At 67.9% G+C, this 14,268-nt stretch carries 16 protein-coding genes; 8 read left to right on the top strand and 8 right to left on the bottom strand.

What is annotated here, in order from left to right:
• Window position 1 precedes the first annotated feature (1 nt).
• The 7 genes from AM590_RS06915 (at window position 2) to AM590_RS06885 (ending at window position 8,143) form a co-directional block, all read left to right on the top strand.
• Complete coding sequence (locus AM590_RS06915; RefSeq protein WP_058826819.1) at window positions 2-3,523, top strand: LAGLIDADG family homing endonuclease; 3,522 nt, start codon at window positions 2-4, stop codon at window positions 3,521-3,523.
• 123 nt (window positions 3,524-3,646) lie between these two features.
• The gene (locus tag AM590_RS06910; RefSeq protein ID WP_157575441.1) at window positions 3,647-4,747 is read left to right on the top strand and encodes a hypothetical protein; all 1,101 of its coding nucleotides are present in this window, start codon (window positions 3,647-3,649) and stop codon (window positions 4,745-4,747) included.
• 89 nt (window positions 4,748-4,836) lie between these two features.
• Window positions 4,837-5,139, top strand: a complete 303-nt coding sequence (locus AM590_RS06905; RefSeq protein ID WP_058826817.1) for a hypothetical protein — start codon at window positions 4,837-4,839, stop codon at window positions 5,137-5,139.
• A 135-nt stretch (window positions 5,140-5,274) separates the two neighbouring features.
• On the top strand, window positions 5,275-5,613 hold the full coding sequence (locus tag AM590_RS06900; protein ID WP_058826816.1) for a hypothetical protein: 339 nt from the start codon (window positions 5,275-5,277) through the stop codon (window positions 5,611-5,613).
• A complete protein-coding gene (locus tag AM590_RS06895; protein ID WP_058826815.1) occupies window positions 5,610-6,563 on the top strand; it encodes a hypothetical protein in 954 nt (317 codons plus the stop codon). Before AM590_RS06900 ends, AM590_RS06895 begins: the two co-directional genes overlap by 4 nt.
• 51 nt (window positions 6,564-6,614) lie before the next feature.
• The gene (locus AM590_RS06890) at window positions 6,615-7,484 is read left to right on the top strand and encodes a hypothetical protein (RefSeq protein WP_058826814.1); all 870 of its coding nucleotides are present in this window, start codon (window positions 6,615-6,617) and stop codon (window positions 7,482-7,484) included.
• The gene (locus AM590_RS06885; protein ID WP_058826813.1) at window positions 7,481-8,143 is read left to right on the top strand and encodes a P-loop NTPase; all 663 of its coding nucleotides are present in this window, start codon (window positions 7,481-7,483) and stop codon (window positions 8,141-8,143) included. The genes AM590_RS06890 and AM590_RS06885 overlap by 4 nt, the downstream gene beginning before the upstream one ends.
• A 105-nt stretch (window positions 8,144-8,248) precedes the next feature.
• On the opposite strand, the gene AM590_RS06880 is transcribed toward AM590_RS06885, so the two are convergent.
• The gene (locus AM590_RS06880; RefSeq protein ID WP_058826812.1) at window positions 8,249-9,115 is read right to left on the bottom strand and encodes a transcription initiation factor IIB family protein; all 867 of its coding nucleotides are present in this window, start codon (window positions 9,113-9,115) and stop codon (window positions 8,249-8,251) included.
• A 162-nt stretch (window positions 9,116-9,277) separates the two neighbouring features.
• Between AM590_RS06880 and AM590_RS06875 the strand changes: the two genes are divergently transcribed.
• The gene (locus AM590_RS06875) at window positions 9,278-9,799 is read left to right on the top strand and encodes a hypothetical protein (RefSeq protein WP_008091324.1); all 522 of its coding nucleotides are present in this window, start codon (window positions 9,278-9,280) and stop codon (window positions 9,797-9,799) included.
• 102 nt (window positions 9,800-9,901) lie between these two features.
• Here the strand turns inward: AM590_RS06875 and AM590_RS06870 are convergent, their stop codons facing one another.
• The 7 genes from AM590_RS06870 to AM590_RS06840 all read right to left on the bottom strand — a co-directional run bounded on the left by AM590_RS06870 (window position 9,902) and on the right by AM590_RS06840 (window position 14,236).
• Window positions 9,902-10,648, bottom strand: coding sequence for a cell division inhibitor (locus AM590_RS06870; RefSeq protein WP_058826811.1), 747 nt, complete (start codon window positions 10,646-10,648; stop codon window positions 9,902-9,904).
• 108 nt (window positions 10,649-10,756) lie between these two features.
• Window positions 10,757-11,572, bottom strand: a complete 816-nt coding sequence (locus AM590_RS06865; RefSeq protein WP_058826810.1) for a hypothetical protein — start codon at window positions 11,570-11,572, stop codon at window positions 10,757-10,759.
• Window positions 11,573-11,659: 87 nt separating this feature from the next.
• A complete protein-coding gene (locus AM590_RS06860) occupies window positions 11,660-12,076 on the bottom strand; it encodes an HIT family protein (RefSeq protein WP_058826809.1) in 417 nt (138 codons plus the stop codon).
• Between the two features lie 60 nt (window positions 12,077-12,136).
• On the bottom strand, window positions 12,137-12,361 hold the full coding sequence (locus tag AM590_RS06855; protein ID WP_058826808.1) for a hypothetical protein: 225 nt from the start codon (window positions 12,359-12,361) through the stop codon (window positions 12,137-12,139).
• A gap of 108 nt (window positions 12,362-12,469) precedes the next feature.
• Window positions 12,470-13,099, bottom strand: coding sequence for a uracil-DNA glycosylase family protein (locus tag AM590_RS06850; protein ID WP_058826807.1), 630 nt, complete (start codon window positions 13,097-13,099; stop codon window positions 12,470-12,472).
• Window positions 13,100-13,330 (bottom strand): hypothetical protein, encoded by a 231-nt coding sequence (locus AM590_RS06845; protein ID WP_058568293.1) that lies wholly within the window; start codon window positions 13,328-13,330, stop codon window positions 13,100-13,102. It lies immediately after the preceding gene.
• Window positions 13,331-13,384: 54 nt separating this feature from the next.
• Window positions 13,385-14,236 (bottom strand): ribose-phosphate diphosphokinase, encoded by an 852-nt coding sequence (locus AM590_RS06840; protein WP_058826806.1) that lies wholly within the window; start codon window positions 14,234-14,236, stop codon window positions 13,385-13,387.
• Between the last annotated feature and the right edge of the window lie 32 nt (window positions 14,237-14,268).

Below are 14,268 nucleotides of genomic sequence, written 5' to 3'. Positions count from 1 at the left end.
GATGGCGCAGGCCCCCCAGAACCGAGACCTTACAGAGCGGTTCATCGAGTTCTACCGCAATTACTATCGAGAGGAAATCGGAAAACTCGCACAGCAGTACCCGAAAGAAAAACGGTCGCTGTACATCGATTACGACGACCTCTATCGGTTCGACGCGGAACTCGCGGACGACTATATCACGAAGCCCGGCCAGTTCCAAGAGTACGCGGAGGAGGCGCTGCGCCTGTTCGACCTCCCCGCGGACGTGAAACTCGGGCAGGCGCACGTCCGGATGCGCAACCTCCCCGAGACGGTCGATATCCGGAACATCCGGGTCAACGACGACCACATCGGGACGCTCATCTCGGTGCAGGGAATCGTCCGGAAGGCGACCGACGTGCGCCCGAAAATCACGGAGGCAGCCTTCGAGTGCCAGCGCTGCGGGACGATGAGCTACATCCCGCAGGGCGACGGCGGCTTTCAGGAGCCACACGAGTGTCAGGGATGCGAGCGTCAGGGGCCGTTCCGCATCGACTTCGACCAGTCGAACTTCATCGACTCCCAGAAACTGCGCGTCCAGGAGTCCCCCGAGGGCCTGCGCGGGGGCGAGACGCCACAGAGCATCGACATCAACCTCTCGGACGACGTGACCGGCAAAGTCACCGCCGGCGACCACGTCACCGCCGTCGGCATCCTCCACATCGAACAGCAGACCTCGGGCAACGAGAAGACGCCCGTCTTCGACTACTACATGGAGGGCATCTCGCTCACCATCGAGGACGAGGAGTTCGAGGACATGGAGATATCCGACGAGGACGTGGCCGAAATCGTCGAACTCTCGAACGACCCGGCCATCTACGAGAAGATGGTCGAGTCCGTCGCGCCCGCCATCTACGGCTACGAGCAAGAGAAGATGGCCATGATTCTCCAACTGTTCTCGGGCGTCACGAAGCACCTGCCCGACGGGTCGCGGATTCGCGGCGACCTGCACATGCTGTTGATAGGGGACCCCGGTACTGGGAAGTGTGTCGACAGTGATACGCGAGTCACGCTCGCCGACGGGCGCGACGTGTCGATTCGAGAGTTGGTCGAATCGAACCTCGACGATCCGAAACCAATCGACGACGGCGTCTGGGACACCGCGGACTTCACCGTCCCGTCACTCGGCCCCGACGGAACGCTCACGCCGCGTCAGGCGACGAAAGTCTGGAAGCGAGAGGCCCCAGACCGGATGCTCCGTATCCAGACGAACACCGGCCGCGAAATCGAGGTCACTCCCTCCCACCCGTTGTTCACCCGAACCGACGGAATGACGACCGCAGTCAGGGCGGACGGCCTAACCGAAGGAGCGTTCCTCGCGGCACCGCACTCGCTTCCGGCGACGGGTCGAGACGAACTCGACGTCGACTTCCGCCGGTCGAAGTCGCATAACGCGATTCGACTCGAACTCCCAGACGAGTGGGAGCCCTGGCTCGCTCGGCTCATCGGCTACATCGTCGCTGAGGGGTACGTCGAACAGCGCGACGATGCGACCGGGTTCGTCTCCGTAACGAACAACGACCGCGAAGTGCTCGACGACGTGGCAGACGCGTTCGACCGTCTCGGCGTCAACCACTTCGAGCGGTCCCCGCACGAAGGAAAGAGCGCGCGTGAGGTCATCTGTGGGTCTGGCGAGCTCGTTAGCTTCCTCGAAAACCTCTCCCCGACGCTCTTGGCGGGCTCGGCCGAGCAACGAATCCCGGAACAGCTCATGTCGGCGAGTTCGAACACCGGCCGGGCGTTCCTCCGCGCGCTCATCGAAGGCGAAGGCCACGTCTCGGCGAGCCAACGAGAGATAACGGTCGCCTCGATGAGTCGCGAACTCCTCGAAGACGTCCGGACGCTCCTGCTCACGGCTGGTATCCGGTCGCAACTGCGCCCACGACAAAACGGGAGCTACCGGCTCCGAATCAGCGGTGACGACTTCGAGACGTACGTCGACGAAATCGGATTCGTGACCGAACGGAAGTCGCTCGCAACCGCCGAATTCGTGGGAACCAACGGGAACACGAACACCGACTTGATTCCCGCCGGCGGAGAGCTTCGGGAACTCCGCGAGGCGCTCGGGCTCACGCAGGCCGAGTGTGGCCTTCCGCGGTCGACGTACCAGCACTACGAACGAGGCGACCGCACCCCGAGTCGCGGAAGCCTCTCCCGTGTCGTCTCGGCGTTCGAAGATGTACTGCAGAGCCGAGACGGCGAAGAGTCACGAGCGGTCGCTGATGGGGGCCGCTCGGTTGCAGACCGCGTCTCTGAGCTCCGGTCGCTCGTCGATGGCAACGTCGCATGGGAGCGGATTCAGTCGATAGAGCGCGTCGAACCCGCCGAAGAGTGGGTGTACGACCTCGAAGTGGAGGGAACACACAGCTACGTTTCCAACGGGCTCGTCTCGCACAACTCCCAGATGCTGTCGTACATCCGCCATATCGCGCCCCGCTCGGTCTACACGTCCGGTAAGGGTTCGTCCTCGGCGGGTCTCACTGCCGCGGCCGTCCGCGACGACTTCGGCGACGGCCAGCAGTGGACGCTCGAAGCCGGCGCGCTCGTCCTCGCGGACAAGGGTATCGCGGCGGTCGACGAGTTGGACAAGATGCGGCCCGAGGACCGCTCCGCAATGCACGAGGGGCTCGAACAACAGCAGATTTCGGTCTCTAAGGCCGGCATCAACGCGACGCTCAAATCGCGGTGTTCACTCCTCGGCGCGGCAAACCCGAAGTACGGCCGCTTCGACCAGTACGAGCCCATCGGCGAGCAGATCGACCTCGAACCCGCGCTCATCTCCCGGTTCGACCTCATCTTCACGGTCACGGACGACCCCGATCCCGACGAGGACTCCAAGCTCGCGGACCACATCCTCAAGACCAACTACGCGGGCGAGCTGAACACCCAGCGGACGAACGTCGCCAACTCCGAGTTCACGGAACAGCAGGTCGACGCCGTCACCGACGAGGTCGCGCCCACCATCGACGCGGAACTCCTCCGCAAGTACATCGCTTACGCGAAGCGCACCTGCTATCCGACCATGACCGACGAGGCGAAGCAAGTCATCCGCGACTTCTACGTAGACTTCCGTGCCCGCGGTGCCGACGAGGACGCACCCGTCCCCGTGACCGCCCGGAAGCTCGAAGCGCTCGTCCGGCTCGGCGAGGCGTCCGCCCGCGTCCGCCTCTCGGACAAGGTGACCCGCGAGGACGCAGAACGCGTCACGGGCATCGTCGAGTCCTGCCTGCGCGACATCGGTATGGACCCCGAGACCGGCGAGTTCGACGCCGACATCGTCGAGACCGGCCGGTCGAAGACCCAGCGCGACCGCATCAAGAACCTGCTCGAACTCATCCGTACCATGCAGGAAGAGTACGAGGAGGGCGCGCCCCACGAGGAGGTTCTCGAACGCGCCAACAGCGAGCTGAACATGGACGAGAAGACGGTCAACGACCAGCTTGACAAGCTCAAGATGAAAGGCGACATCTACGAGCCCCGCGGGGACGTGTACCGCGCGACCTGAGCGGCCGCCCTCGATTTCTCGACTGTCACGAACTCCGTACTGTTCCGACGAGCGGACATTCTCGAACACGTGTCGTTTATTTACACCAACACTCCTATGTAATCTGAGAATCATGTAGTACGCATGAATCGTCGAGCGTATCTGGCGACCGCGGGTGCACTCTTTCTCGCGGGATGTTCGTCAACGGACGGTGGGGAGACGACGACCGAGGAGCCGACGACGGCGGCGACAACGACGACGGCGGCGACAGACACGCCGACGCCGACCGAGGAGCCGACAACCACGACCGAATCGACGACTGAGACGGAAACGGAGACTCCGGACCAGGTGACTCGCATCCTCGGACTCGCGGTGGAGGACCTCGACGCCGCGGTCGAAGACTTCGCGTCCGTTGCGGGCGACGACGGCGGGTTCCACGACCTGAACGCCTCGATTCCGTTCTCCTTCGAGGACACCGCGGAGTCGTTGTACCTCGCGCGCGGCCACTTTAACACGCTCTCCCAGTTCGACCTGACTTCGGCGCAGGAAGACCGTCTCGTGCGCCTTCGGGACGTGTTCTGGTTCCTCTGGTGGACCGGGAAGACCCACGAGAACTCGAATCAGGCCTTCTACCGCACCAACAACGCGGTCTCCAGACTGTACGGCGAGGAGTTCAGCCGCATCGACACGCAGGTCGAACAGATAGACGAGGCGCTCGCGCCAGCGCGAGACACCCTCGAACGGCTGACGGACGAGACAAAGGCCGAGAACCTCGACGAACTCACGACCCTCGAACCCGCCGACTACGGGCGCAAAGTCGACTCCTTCGAGCGGGAGTTCGGGCAGATCTCGGCCTTCGCCGACGACATCCTCTCGTTCCGCAACGCCATCCGGCGGTTACAGGACGGGTTCGACTGGTATCTCGGCGAGGATTACGGCGACGCCTCCCGGTCGTTCTTCCGTGCGATGAGCGCGTTTGAGGACGTGAATGCTCGGGTTTCGGAACGCGACCCCGTGGCGGCGATTGCCGAGCGCTCCGAGGAGTTCGTCTGCCTCACCGACGCGATGGCCCGGGCCAGCGAGGTGCTCGACGAGGCGGCGACCGCGGGCGACAACGATATCCCCGAAAAGCAGCCCGACCTCGAAAGCGAGGCGCACGAGGCCTTCGAGGACTGCGACCTCGTGGCGGAGCACTTCACGTTCGTCGCCGACTTCTTTGAGGAGCTCCCAGACGAGCGAGCGTGAGACGGCCGTTCGACTCGCGATCCGTCTGCGGCCGACCCGCGCGGAACCGACGAACTTAGTGGAGCGTGCGGCGACGGGACAGACGACCGATGGACCGAATCTCCGCCATCCGCAACATCGAAGACGCCATCCGCGACCTCGAATCGGGCGACGCGGACCTCGCCAGCACCGAGCGGCGCGTCGTGACCGTCCTCCGGACGTTCGCGACGGAGTTCGAAGACGACGCCGGCGACGGGACGCTCGACGCGTGGACGGCCGTCGGCGACGACCGCGCGGAGGGACTCGTCGTCCTCGCCGCCGACGAGGCCGACGCGCGGACGCGGGTCAGAGACCTCCTCAACGAGGCAGCCGGCGACGCCGACGACGTGACGTTCTCCGTCGAGCGCGTCTGAGGCGAGTCGCGCGGAGGTTCGAATCCGGTAGGCGCGCCACGCGCACCACCGCCGCCGTTCCCGTCCGTGACAGCCGATTGACGCGAGAACGCCGCTGTCGAACGATTTTTCTCCCGACTCCGTGACCCAGCGTGCGTGCTGTTGGTCGTGACCTACTCGCAGGCGGCGCGGACGACGCTTCGGAACATCTGTCGGACTCACGACGAGGTCGTGGCCCGTCGGCTGGGTCGCGCCGCGCTCTTCGACGAGACGGAGTTGGCCGCCTTCCTCGCGCTTCGGCTTCGGGAGAAACACGACGAGGCCGTGCAAATCGAGCGAACCGAACCGTTCAACGAGTTCGCGGCGGTCCCCGATACGGTCCGCGAGGCCGCGGCCGCCTACGAGGACCGCGAGTCCCCGGCGACGCCGTACAGCAAGTTCGCCTCGGGCACCGACCACCCGTCGGCCGCTGAGATGCAGCGCCGCGAGCTATGAGGCTCCGACTCCCCGACGGGACCGTCCGCGAAGGGCCGGCCATCGACCTCGCCGACGGACCGTTCGACGTCGGTGCCGCCGAGGTCGTCGCCGCGATACGGGCGGACGACGGGGACGACGGGGACGACGCGACCGGCGCGCTCCGAATCGACTGTCCGCAGCCGGGTCCCGGGCACGACCGCCTTGGTCGGATTCCCGTCTCGAAGTCGACACCGTCCCGCGGCTGGCTCCTCGCGGCAGTCGGTCGGTCCCGCGGGCTTCGCTCTCCCGTCGCCGACGACCTCGCCCGACTCGAAGCGAAACTCGCCGAGCGTCGCGACCGTGCGGCCGAGGAGTCGGAAGCGGACGAACGCGAGCGCGCCGACACGTCCGCGGCCGCGCTCCGCGAGGCCCGCCGCCGGGTCGCCGCCGCCGGCGAGGACGAGTCTCGACTCAGAGAGCGCGTCGCAACCCTTCGCGGTCGGGTGAATGCTCACCGAGACGCCGGCGACGACGAGGCGACTGAGACAGCGCAATCGGAACTCGTGGCGGTCGCGACCGAACTCTCCGAGGTCGAAACCGAACGCGTCGCGGCCGAACAGCGGCTTTCGGCGCTCGAACGGGCGGCCCGAACCGAGCGAGACAGTCGCGAGGCGAGACTCAAACTCGAAGACGCGGTCAAGAACCGGCGACGGGAGGCGCGGGCGTACTTCGCGGCCGAACTCGGCGATGAGTTCGAGGCGGCGCTCCGGTCCCTCGCGTCGGTTTCGGCGACGGCGACCCCCTCGGGCGGCTCCCCGGACGAGCCGAGCGACCTCGCGTCGGACCCCGTCGCGTGCGCGCTGGCCGCCGTCCGCCTCGCCGACCTGTCCGCGCCGGTCGTCGTCTCGTGCGGCCGGTTTTCGGATGCCGAGGCCGCAGCGAACTGGCTCGACGCGTCGGTCGTCAGATGCCGGCCGAACGGCGGGTGAGCGAGCCACGTCGGGCGTTGATTTATATACGAAGCGGCGGCCAGCCCCGCCATGCACTCCGATATCGACGTGACCGTAGACGACGGTGTTGCCCTCGTCTCGGTCCGAGTCCACAACGACGCACCGGTCGACCGTCGCGTCAGGCTTCGCAACCGACTCGACGGGTCGGTGCTGCCGCCGCGTCGCGCCGGCGTTCCCGAAGCCGGCTGGGACGATGACGGGTTCGAAGGTGTCGTCCCCGCGGGCTCGACGGTCGCGCTCGGCTACGCTGTCTCTCCGTCACCGACGGCCGGCTCTCCGGGGGTTCGAGACCTCCCCGACCGCGCGGTCGACGTGAGCGCGCTCGGCCGCGCCGACGGCGCGGAGCGGACCACGGGCTCAACGCCCGACGATGCGGTTCGAACGCTCGGTTCGGCGCGGCCGCCGGCCGATGCAGTTCCCGTCGCTTCTGACCTGCCGACGACGACGCCGGAGTCGGAGACGTCCGAACCGACACCCAGCACGACGAGCGACGCGTCAGATGGGGAGCGCCGCGACCCGCTCCCGAGTCCCGCACCTCGGACTCGCTCCGAACGTCCCGAACCGTCCGAACAGCCCACGGACGCCGACGTGTCGGCGGCGGTCGGGTGCCCCGTAGAGCGTGGTCACGAGACTGAGCAGTCACTCGAAGCGGAGCCGCCGGAGCCGCTGGGTCCGCTCACAGCGCTCGAGCGTCGCATCGACCTCGCCGAGCGATTGGACGGCGCGTCGGTCGCGGACGCCGCGGCGACGCTCTCGGAGGCCGATGCCGGCGTCGAGGCGCTCGAATCGCTCGATTCGGACCGCGAGCGCCTTCGTCAACTGGCGGCGCGCGCGACGGCGCTCGCGGACCGCGCGGCCGACGCCGACCCCGACGTGGACGCGCTCCGGAGGCTCGCGTGATTCTCGCGGTCGTCTCCGGGAAGGGCGGCGTCGGGAAATCGACCCTGTCGTTCGAACTCGCGGCGGAGCTAGGCGCGGTCGTCGTGGACGCCGACCTCGGGATGGCGAACCTCCCGTACGCGCCCGGCCCAGATCTCCACGACGTGCTCGCGGGGCGCGCGGATCCGCTCGAAGCCGTCCGCTCGGGCGGCCCGGTCTCGATTCTCCCGTGCGGGCGGACGCTCGCCGGTGCGCGGGCGGCCGACGTGCGCCTCCTCGCCGACGCGCTTCACGCGGTCGAAGCGGCCTACGGCGACGTGGTCGTGGACTGTCCCGCGGGGATGCGCGCCGACGCCGGCGTCCCGCTCACCGTCGCCGACGCCTGCCTCGTCGTCGCGTCACCGAAGGGGTACGCACTGGCCGACGCGGTGCGGACCCGCGAGCTGGCGCGCGAACTCGACTGTGGGCTCGCCGCCGTCGCGGTCAACCGCGTCGTCGACGAGGTGCCGCTCGACGCCTTCGCCGACGTGCTCGGCGCGCCGGCGACGGCAGTCCCCGCGGACTCTCGACTGTCCGAGGCGGTCGAGCGGTTCGAGCCGGTCGTCGCGTCGTCGCCGAAGAGCCTTCCCAGTACTCGGATTCGGGAACTCGCGGACGCGGTCCGCGTAAGCGGTCGGTAGAAACGTCGTCTCGTTTTCGGTCCGTTCGTGTGGTTCGTAGTTCGATTCTCGCGTCTCGTTCGCCGTCGTCTCAGTTAGCGAGTCCCGTCGCCTGTCGGTGTCGGCTCACTCGCGGAGCGCCACGTACGTCTTGCGGAGCGTCACGGGCGTCACGTCGGCCACGTCGGCGGCCTCGGCCTGCGTGCAGTCCTCGCCGCGGTCGCGAGCCGCGGTGTAGAGACACGCCGCGGCGACGCCGCAGGGATTCTTGCCGCCCACGACGCCCTCGTCGCGGGCTTCGGCGACGTACTCGCGCGCCCGGCGCTCGGTGTCGCTGTCGAGGTCGAGTTTGGTCGCGAACCGCGGCAGGTACTCGGTCGGGTCGGCGGGCGCGACGGGGAGGCCGAGGTCGCGGTTGAGCGCGCCGTAGGCCGCTTGGTGTTCCGCCTCGGTGGCCTTCGACACGTCGCAGACCTCCTCGACGCTCCGGGAGACGCCGGCGACGCGGCAGGCGGCGTAGACGCAGGCCGCGGCGAACCCTTCGAGCGAGCGCCCGCGCAGGAGGTCCTCGTTCTGGGCGGACTCGAACAGCGAGCACGCCTGGTCCCGGATGTGGTTCGGCAGCGACAGCGCGCTCGTCACGCGGCGAATCTCGGTGAAGGCGTACACCTGATTGCGCTCGCGCTTGGTCGAGATGCGAGCGCGGTTGTGCTGGCGGCGCATGCGGGCGAACTGCCGGCGCTTGCGGCCCTTGATACGCGTCGAGCGGCCGATTTCGGTCGACAGCCCGCGGTCGTGGCGCGAGCGGGTGAGCGGCGCGCCGGTGCGGGCGGGGTTCCGGTCGTCGTCGGCGAACGAGCGCCACTCGGGGCCGTGGTCGATGCGGTACTCCGAAACGACGAGACCGCAGTCGGTACAGACCGTCTCGCCGGCTTCGAAACCGAGGTGTCCGTCGCATTCTGGGCAACCCTGGTGGGAACGTGCTTCGCTCATCACAATTGAAAATCGGTCGCGAACGGGTATTTAAACACGGGTTGAATCGGGGGTAGAACCCCGATTACTGCCGCTAGAACCTACCGGTAATCGGTAGGTTACAGACTCAATTTTGATACTGATTAGGAACGCTTTTACTCGGTAGGCGCGGACCACCGAGCGATGGGACTGTCGGATATCGCCGCCGCGTTAGAGACGACGACGACTGAGCAGCGTTCGCGCTGCGTTCCGACTGTCGACGACACCGGTGTTTCCCTCCGCGAGCGCTTCGAGGCGCACGCAGACGCGCTCCCCTGTGCGCCTGCGGCCGCGGAGCGGGTTGTCGAAGCACACGGGTCGGGAACGTCAGTCGGCGAGAGCGCGAGCGACGCAGGCGTCGCTCCGGTCACGGCGGCGAAAGTCTTGCACCGTTGCGGCGAAGCGGGCGTGATTCCCCTCGCACCCGAGGCGCGACGTATCGTCCGCGATTGGATCGACGGACGAATCTCGCGCGCCGACGCGCTCGCGCTCACCGGCGCCGAGCCGTCGGAGTTCGCACTCGCGACGTACGTCGAGACGCACGACCCCATCGACCCCCTCGTCGAAGCCGTCGAGGGCGCGCTGACCGACCGCACCGATGCGGCCGTCGCGAAGCGCGACTCGCTGGCCGAGACCATGAGCTCGGTCACCGACATGCAGTTCTGACGCGGGATACGCCTCCCCACCTCCCGTTTTCACGCTCGCGAGCGGCGGCGCTCGCCAGCCGTCTGTCCGTTCTCTCGAAACTCGCTCGTCGCGTCGCGCGATTCAGCGACGGATGTACTCGCCGACCGAGGTGAGCACGCCGCCGGCGGCCGTCACCGAATCGAGTTCCACGTCGAGGAGGACCTCCGCGACCGCGGCGACGCCCGCCGCGAGGTCGGCGTCGTCGCGGCACGCCGGCGCGTCAGCGATGTCGTTCGCCTCGGTCTCGGGAACGACCACGTCCGCGTCGCCGAGCGCGCCGAACGTGGAGACGACCGCATCGATGTCAGCACCGATGTCGGCGGCCCGAGCGCTGAGCCGACCGACGGCGTCGGCACCGCGGTCCGTGGCGGGCGCGACGAGCGCGACGCGGTCGCACGCCGCGGCGGCGGCGACGGTCTGATTCGACGCGAGGAGCGGCGCGTCGACGAGCACGTGGTCGAAGCTGTCGGCGGCCTCGGCGATGCGACCCTCGAACGCCCGCGCGGCATCAGGGGTCATCGCCCGCGCGAGTCGCTCGAACGGGGCCGCGGCGGGGCAGACAGCGACGCGTCCCTCGGTGTCGGTTTCGAAGTCTACCAGCCCCGACTCCAGCGGCACGTCCGCTGCGTCGGTGACGAGCGACGTCGCGTCAGGGTCGAGCGCTCCCGAGACGTAGTCCGAGAGCCCCTGCGTGGCGAACGCCGCGTCGAGGACCGCCACGTCGCGGCCGTCGCTCGCGAGCGCCGCGGCGAGTTCGAGCGTCAGTCGGGTCGTCCCCGCGCCGCCGGCGACGCCGACGAGCGCGGTGGTTCTGGGGGGAATCGGCATACCGCGACTGGTCGGGTTCTCGAATTAATAGCTTCGGTCGGCCGGAATTGGTGTCGCCGGACGATACTATTCAGCTCACAGAGATGATTTTGACGGCCGGCGGTGGGGCTAGACCGACCACTCGTCGTCGGCCGCTTCAGGGTCAGACCCCGGCACGGCGTCCGTACAGGCCCGGTAGAAACAGACCTTGTAGGTTCGCCCGACGAGCGTGGTGGCCGTCGAGCCGACGGCCACGACGGCGATATCGACCGCCGACATCGGCGCTTGGAACGCCGTCACCGCGCCGGCGACGGTGGTCGCCCCATCGAGGCTGACGAGCCAGAGGACCGGCAGGTCGACGACCGAGGTCACGGCGGTCGCGACGACCGCGTAGCCGACGACGTGCCGGAGGTTGCCGAAGACGAAGTCGACGCTGCGGCTGAGCGACCCGCCCGCGGTCTTCCCGTCGAGGACGACGGCGGTGTCGAAGAACGTGAAGATGTAGATGACGGCTACCATGGTGACGCCGGCCACGCCGAGCGCCCCGAGTTCGACGAGCGTGAGGCTCGCGGAGCCGTTCAGCACCGCGTTGAATCGGTCGAACCCGATGTAGCCGAGGACGCCGCCGCCGACGACCATCGCGACGACGACCACGACGAGGCCGGCGAGGAGCGTCGCGCCGAACAGGCTGACGTAGTAGCGCTGTGCCGCGGTGGACGCGCGCAGGTCGGTGTCAGAACCGGGGCGCGCGCCGTCGGCGACGGTGTAGAACGCGCCGATGAGCGCCGGCACAGCGAGGAGTTGGAGGAGCGAGCCGACGGCACCGGTTGGACCGGAGGCGCTGTTCAACGCGCCGATGAGCCCGAACGCGAGGGCGAACGCGACGAGCACCGGCGTCTCGGTGACGATTCGGAGGGCCGTCCGAAACGATTGGAGGACTGTCACGACAGCCGGTACTCGCGGCGGCCCTATGTGTGTTTATGTCGACACGATTGGCGGAGAGAAGGAGAGTCGGCTGGAACGAGACCCGAGTTAGCCCGAGATGGCCGCCTCGATGTCGGCAAGTTCCTCGTCGGAGAGGTCGGGTCGCTCGCCCGCGACGGCGTGGATGGGACTGCCGCCGTCGCCCTCGAACCGCGGGACGATGTGGACGTGGACGTGGTCGACTTCCTGGCCGGCGGCGGGGCCGTTGTTGATGCCGATGTTCGTCGCGTCGGCGTCGACGCCCGCCTCGACGCGCGGGACGAGGTCGTTCACGGCGGCGAAGAGGTCGGCGGCCGCGTCGGCCGGCACCTCGTCGAGTCGGGCGTGGTGCTCCTTCGGAACGACGAGCGTGTGGCCGGGCGCGAGCGGGTTGGCGTCGAGGAACGCAAGCGAGTGGTCGGTCTCGTGGACGATTCGGCCGGGGATGTCGCCGTCGACGATGGCGCAGAAGATGCAGTCGGACATACGTGGCACGTCGATTGGCGAGGAAAAGAAAGTTCGGACCGGTTCGGCGTCAGGGTCGTATCAGTACCGCTCCGCGGACCGTTCGCGGTCGCCGGCGTCGCTGTAGATTCGGTCCCTCTCCTCGTCCTCGTCGCCTCGGGTTCCATCGTCAGCGCGCTCACCGCCGACCCGCGCTCGAAGGCGCGTCAGTCGCTTCTTGACGCCGGCGACGAACAGGTCCATCGCCTTCAGGATGGGACGGAAGACGACTTCGAGAATCAGGTCCGCGATGAGGTCGCCGAGCATCGGTGTGGTCGAACTATGTCAACCCTCGGCCATGAATATGTGGGGTGTCGAGCGGCGCGGTCGGTGCAGTTGGCGGTCGTCGCGGTCCGCGTCGGCGACGCGGCGGATTTAGGGGAGAATCGACTCCAAGTCGGCCAGATACTCGTCTAACTCGTAGCCGAGTCGGGAGAGCCACACGTCGCGGTAGGAGGGGTGTAAAAGCGGGACCACGGTGTAGCCGAACCGCTCGCTCTCGACGGGTTCGAGGACGGTATCGAGGAAGCCGTCCAGCGAGGCGTCGTCGAGCGCGAGAACGCTTTCGGTCGCGTGGCGGCCGGTCGGGACCACCACGTCGGGGTCGACGGCTTCGAGTTCGGCGACGAGGTGGTCGCGGCAGTTCGCCTTTTCGGCGGCGGTGGGCGCGCGGTTCGACCCCTCGCCGTCCGAGGGAAAGCACTTGACGGCGTTCGTGTAGAAGACGCCCGACTCGTAGCCGACGACGGCCATCGTCTCGCGGATACGGCGGCCCGAGTGCCGGGCCGTGTAGGACATTCCGGTCCAGTTGCCGCCCCGCCAGCGGTCGGCGTCGGGGTTGCCCGCGCCCGGCGCTTCGCCGACGACCATCACAGTCGCGTCGTCGGGGCCGACGCCCCACGAGATGCGGTTTCGGCACTCGACGAGCGCCGGACAGCGCGCGCAGTCGGACTTGAGGACAAGCGTCTCGTCGTCGTCAGGGAACCGCGGGTCGGCGTCGGCCATCTACTCCGTCAGGGGGAGCACGATGCCGAAGATAATCGGCGAGAACAGGACCAGTGCGATGCCGATCCACTCGGCGTCGAAAAACAGCGTGCGCTCCCAACCGGGGATGGAACCGCCGCTCATGGCGAGGGCGACTTTCGCGCCGACAGCGCCGAACAGGAACAGCGCGAGCCCCAGTCCGAGGCCGGTCTTGGTCATCCGCGGGTAATCGATGTCTCCGTAGCGTCCCATGTTACTCCGAGATACGGGGACTGGGAAAACCGTTTCGAGAGACTGTGTGGTCTGTTACCGTTCGAGTTCGTCGGCGACGGCGGGCGCGACGGACACCTCGCTCACGTCGCGCTCGATGGTGTCGGTGCCGACGACGCGTTCGATACCGGCGCGTGCGAGTTTCGTGCGGGCGTTGCGGGCGAGAAGCGGGTGGACGGTCGCACAGAAGACGCGCTTTGCGCCGCCGTCGGCGAGGACGGTCACGGCCTCGCTCATGGTCGACCCGGTGGCGATGATGTCGTCGGTGATGACCACGTCGCGGCCCTCGAAGTCGGCGTCACTCGGCGTGATTTCCACGTCGGTCCCGGAGTGGCGCACCTTCTCGAAGTAGTCGGTCTCGCCCTCGCCGTAGGCGTCGCGGACGGTCTCTGCGATGCCGATGGCTCCCGAGTCCGGTGACAGGAACAGCGGTTCGTCGAGTTCGGGGAGCGGTTCGGCGAGTCGCCCGGCGGCGTCGACGATGTCGACGGGCACGTCGAAGAAGTCGGCGACGGCGTCCTCGTGGGGGTTGACGAGCACGACGCGGTCGGTCGTCGTGCTCACGGCGCGGGCGACCGCGCGGGCCGAAATCGGGTGGCCGGCCTCGAACGCCTTGTCTTGTCGGGCGTAGCCCATGTACGGGATGACCGTCGTGACTTCGGACGCACCGGCCTCGCGGACCGCGTCCTGCAGTTGGAGGAGTTCGACGTAGGCGTCGTTGCTGGCGGTGCTGGCGACGATGGTGGCGGCGTCGGCGTCGAAGCCGGGGACCGCGGCCAACGTCTCGCCGTCGGGGAAGCGGTCGTACTCGACGGCCGCGAGCGACTCGCCGAGTTCGGAAGCGAGCGCGGCCGCGAGTGCCTGGGAGGATGCGCCGGGTACGAGCATACCCGTTCGTCTCTCGTGGGGGGTAAAACCGC

The organism is Haloferax sp. Q22 (assembly GCF_001482285.1).
Lineage (GTDB): Archaea > Halobacteriota > Halobacteria > Halobacteriales > Haloferacaceae > Haloferax.
Note: the sequence above shows the minus strand (reverse complement) of the source record. Positions and strands in the feature narration are given on the sequence as shown.

Coding starts and splice junctions, on each gene's coding strand:
- AM590_RS06915 (WP_058826819.1), top strand. CDS start 2: ATGGCGCAGGCCCCCCAGAACCGAGACCTTACAGAGCGGTTCATCGAG.
- AM590_RS06910 (WP_157575441.1), top strand. CDS start 3,647: ATGAATCGTCGAGCGTATCTGGCGACCGCGGGTGCACTCTTTCTCGCG.
- AM590_RS06905 (WP_058826817.1), top strand. CDS start 4,837: ATGGACCGAATCTCCGCCATCCGCAACATCGAAGACGCCATCCGCGAC.
- AM590_RS06895 (WP_058826815.1), top strand. CDS start 5,610: ATGAGGCTCCGACTCCCCGACGGGACCGTCCGCGAAGGGCCGGCCATC.
- AM590_RS06890 (WP_058826814.1), top strand. CDS start 6,615: ATGCACTCCGATATCGACGTGACCGTAGACGACGGTGTTGCCCTCGTC.
- AM590_RS06880 (WP_058826812.1), bottom strand. CDS start 9,115: ATGAGCGAAGCACGTTCCCACCAGGGTTGCCCAGAATGCGACGGACAC.
- AM590_RS06875 (WP_008091324.1), top strand. CDS start 9,278: ATGGGACTGTCGGATATCGCCGCCGCGTTAGAGACGACGACGACTGAG.
- AM590_RS06870 (WP_058826811.1), bottom strand. CDS start 10,648: ATGCCGATTCCCCCCAGAACCACCGCGCTCGTCGGCGTCGCCGGCGGC.
- AM590_RS06860 (WP_058826809.1), bottom strand. CDS start 12,076: ATGTCCGACTGCATCTTCTGCGCCATCGTCGACGGCGACATCCCCGGC.
- AM590_RS06855 (WP_058826808.1), bottom strand. CDS start 12,361: ATGCTCGGCGACCTCATCGCGGACCTGATTCTCGAAGTCGTCTTCCGT.
- AM590_RS06850 (WP_058826807.1), bottom strand. CDS start 13,099: ATGGCCGACGCCGACCCGCGGTTCCCTGACGACGACGAGACGCTTGTC.
- AM590_RS06845 (WP_058568293.1), bottom strand. CDS start 13,330: ATGGGACGCTACGGAGACATCGATTACCCGCGGATGACCAAGACCGGC.
- AM590_RS06840 (WP_058826806.1), bottom strand. CDS start 14,236: ATGCTCGTACCCGGCGCATCCTCCCAGGCACTCGCGGCCGCGCTCGCT.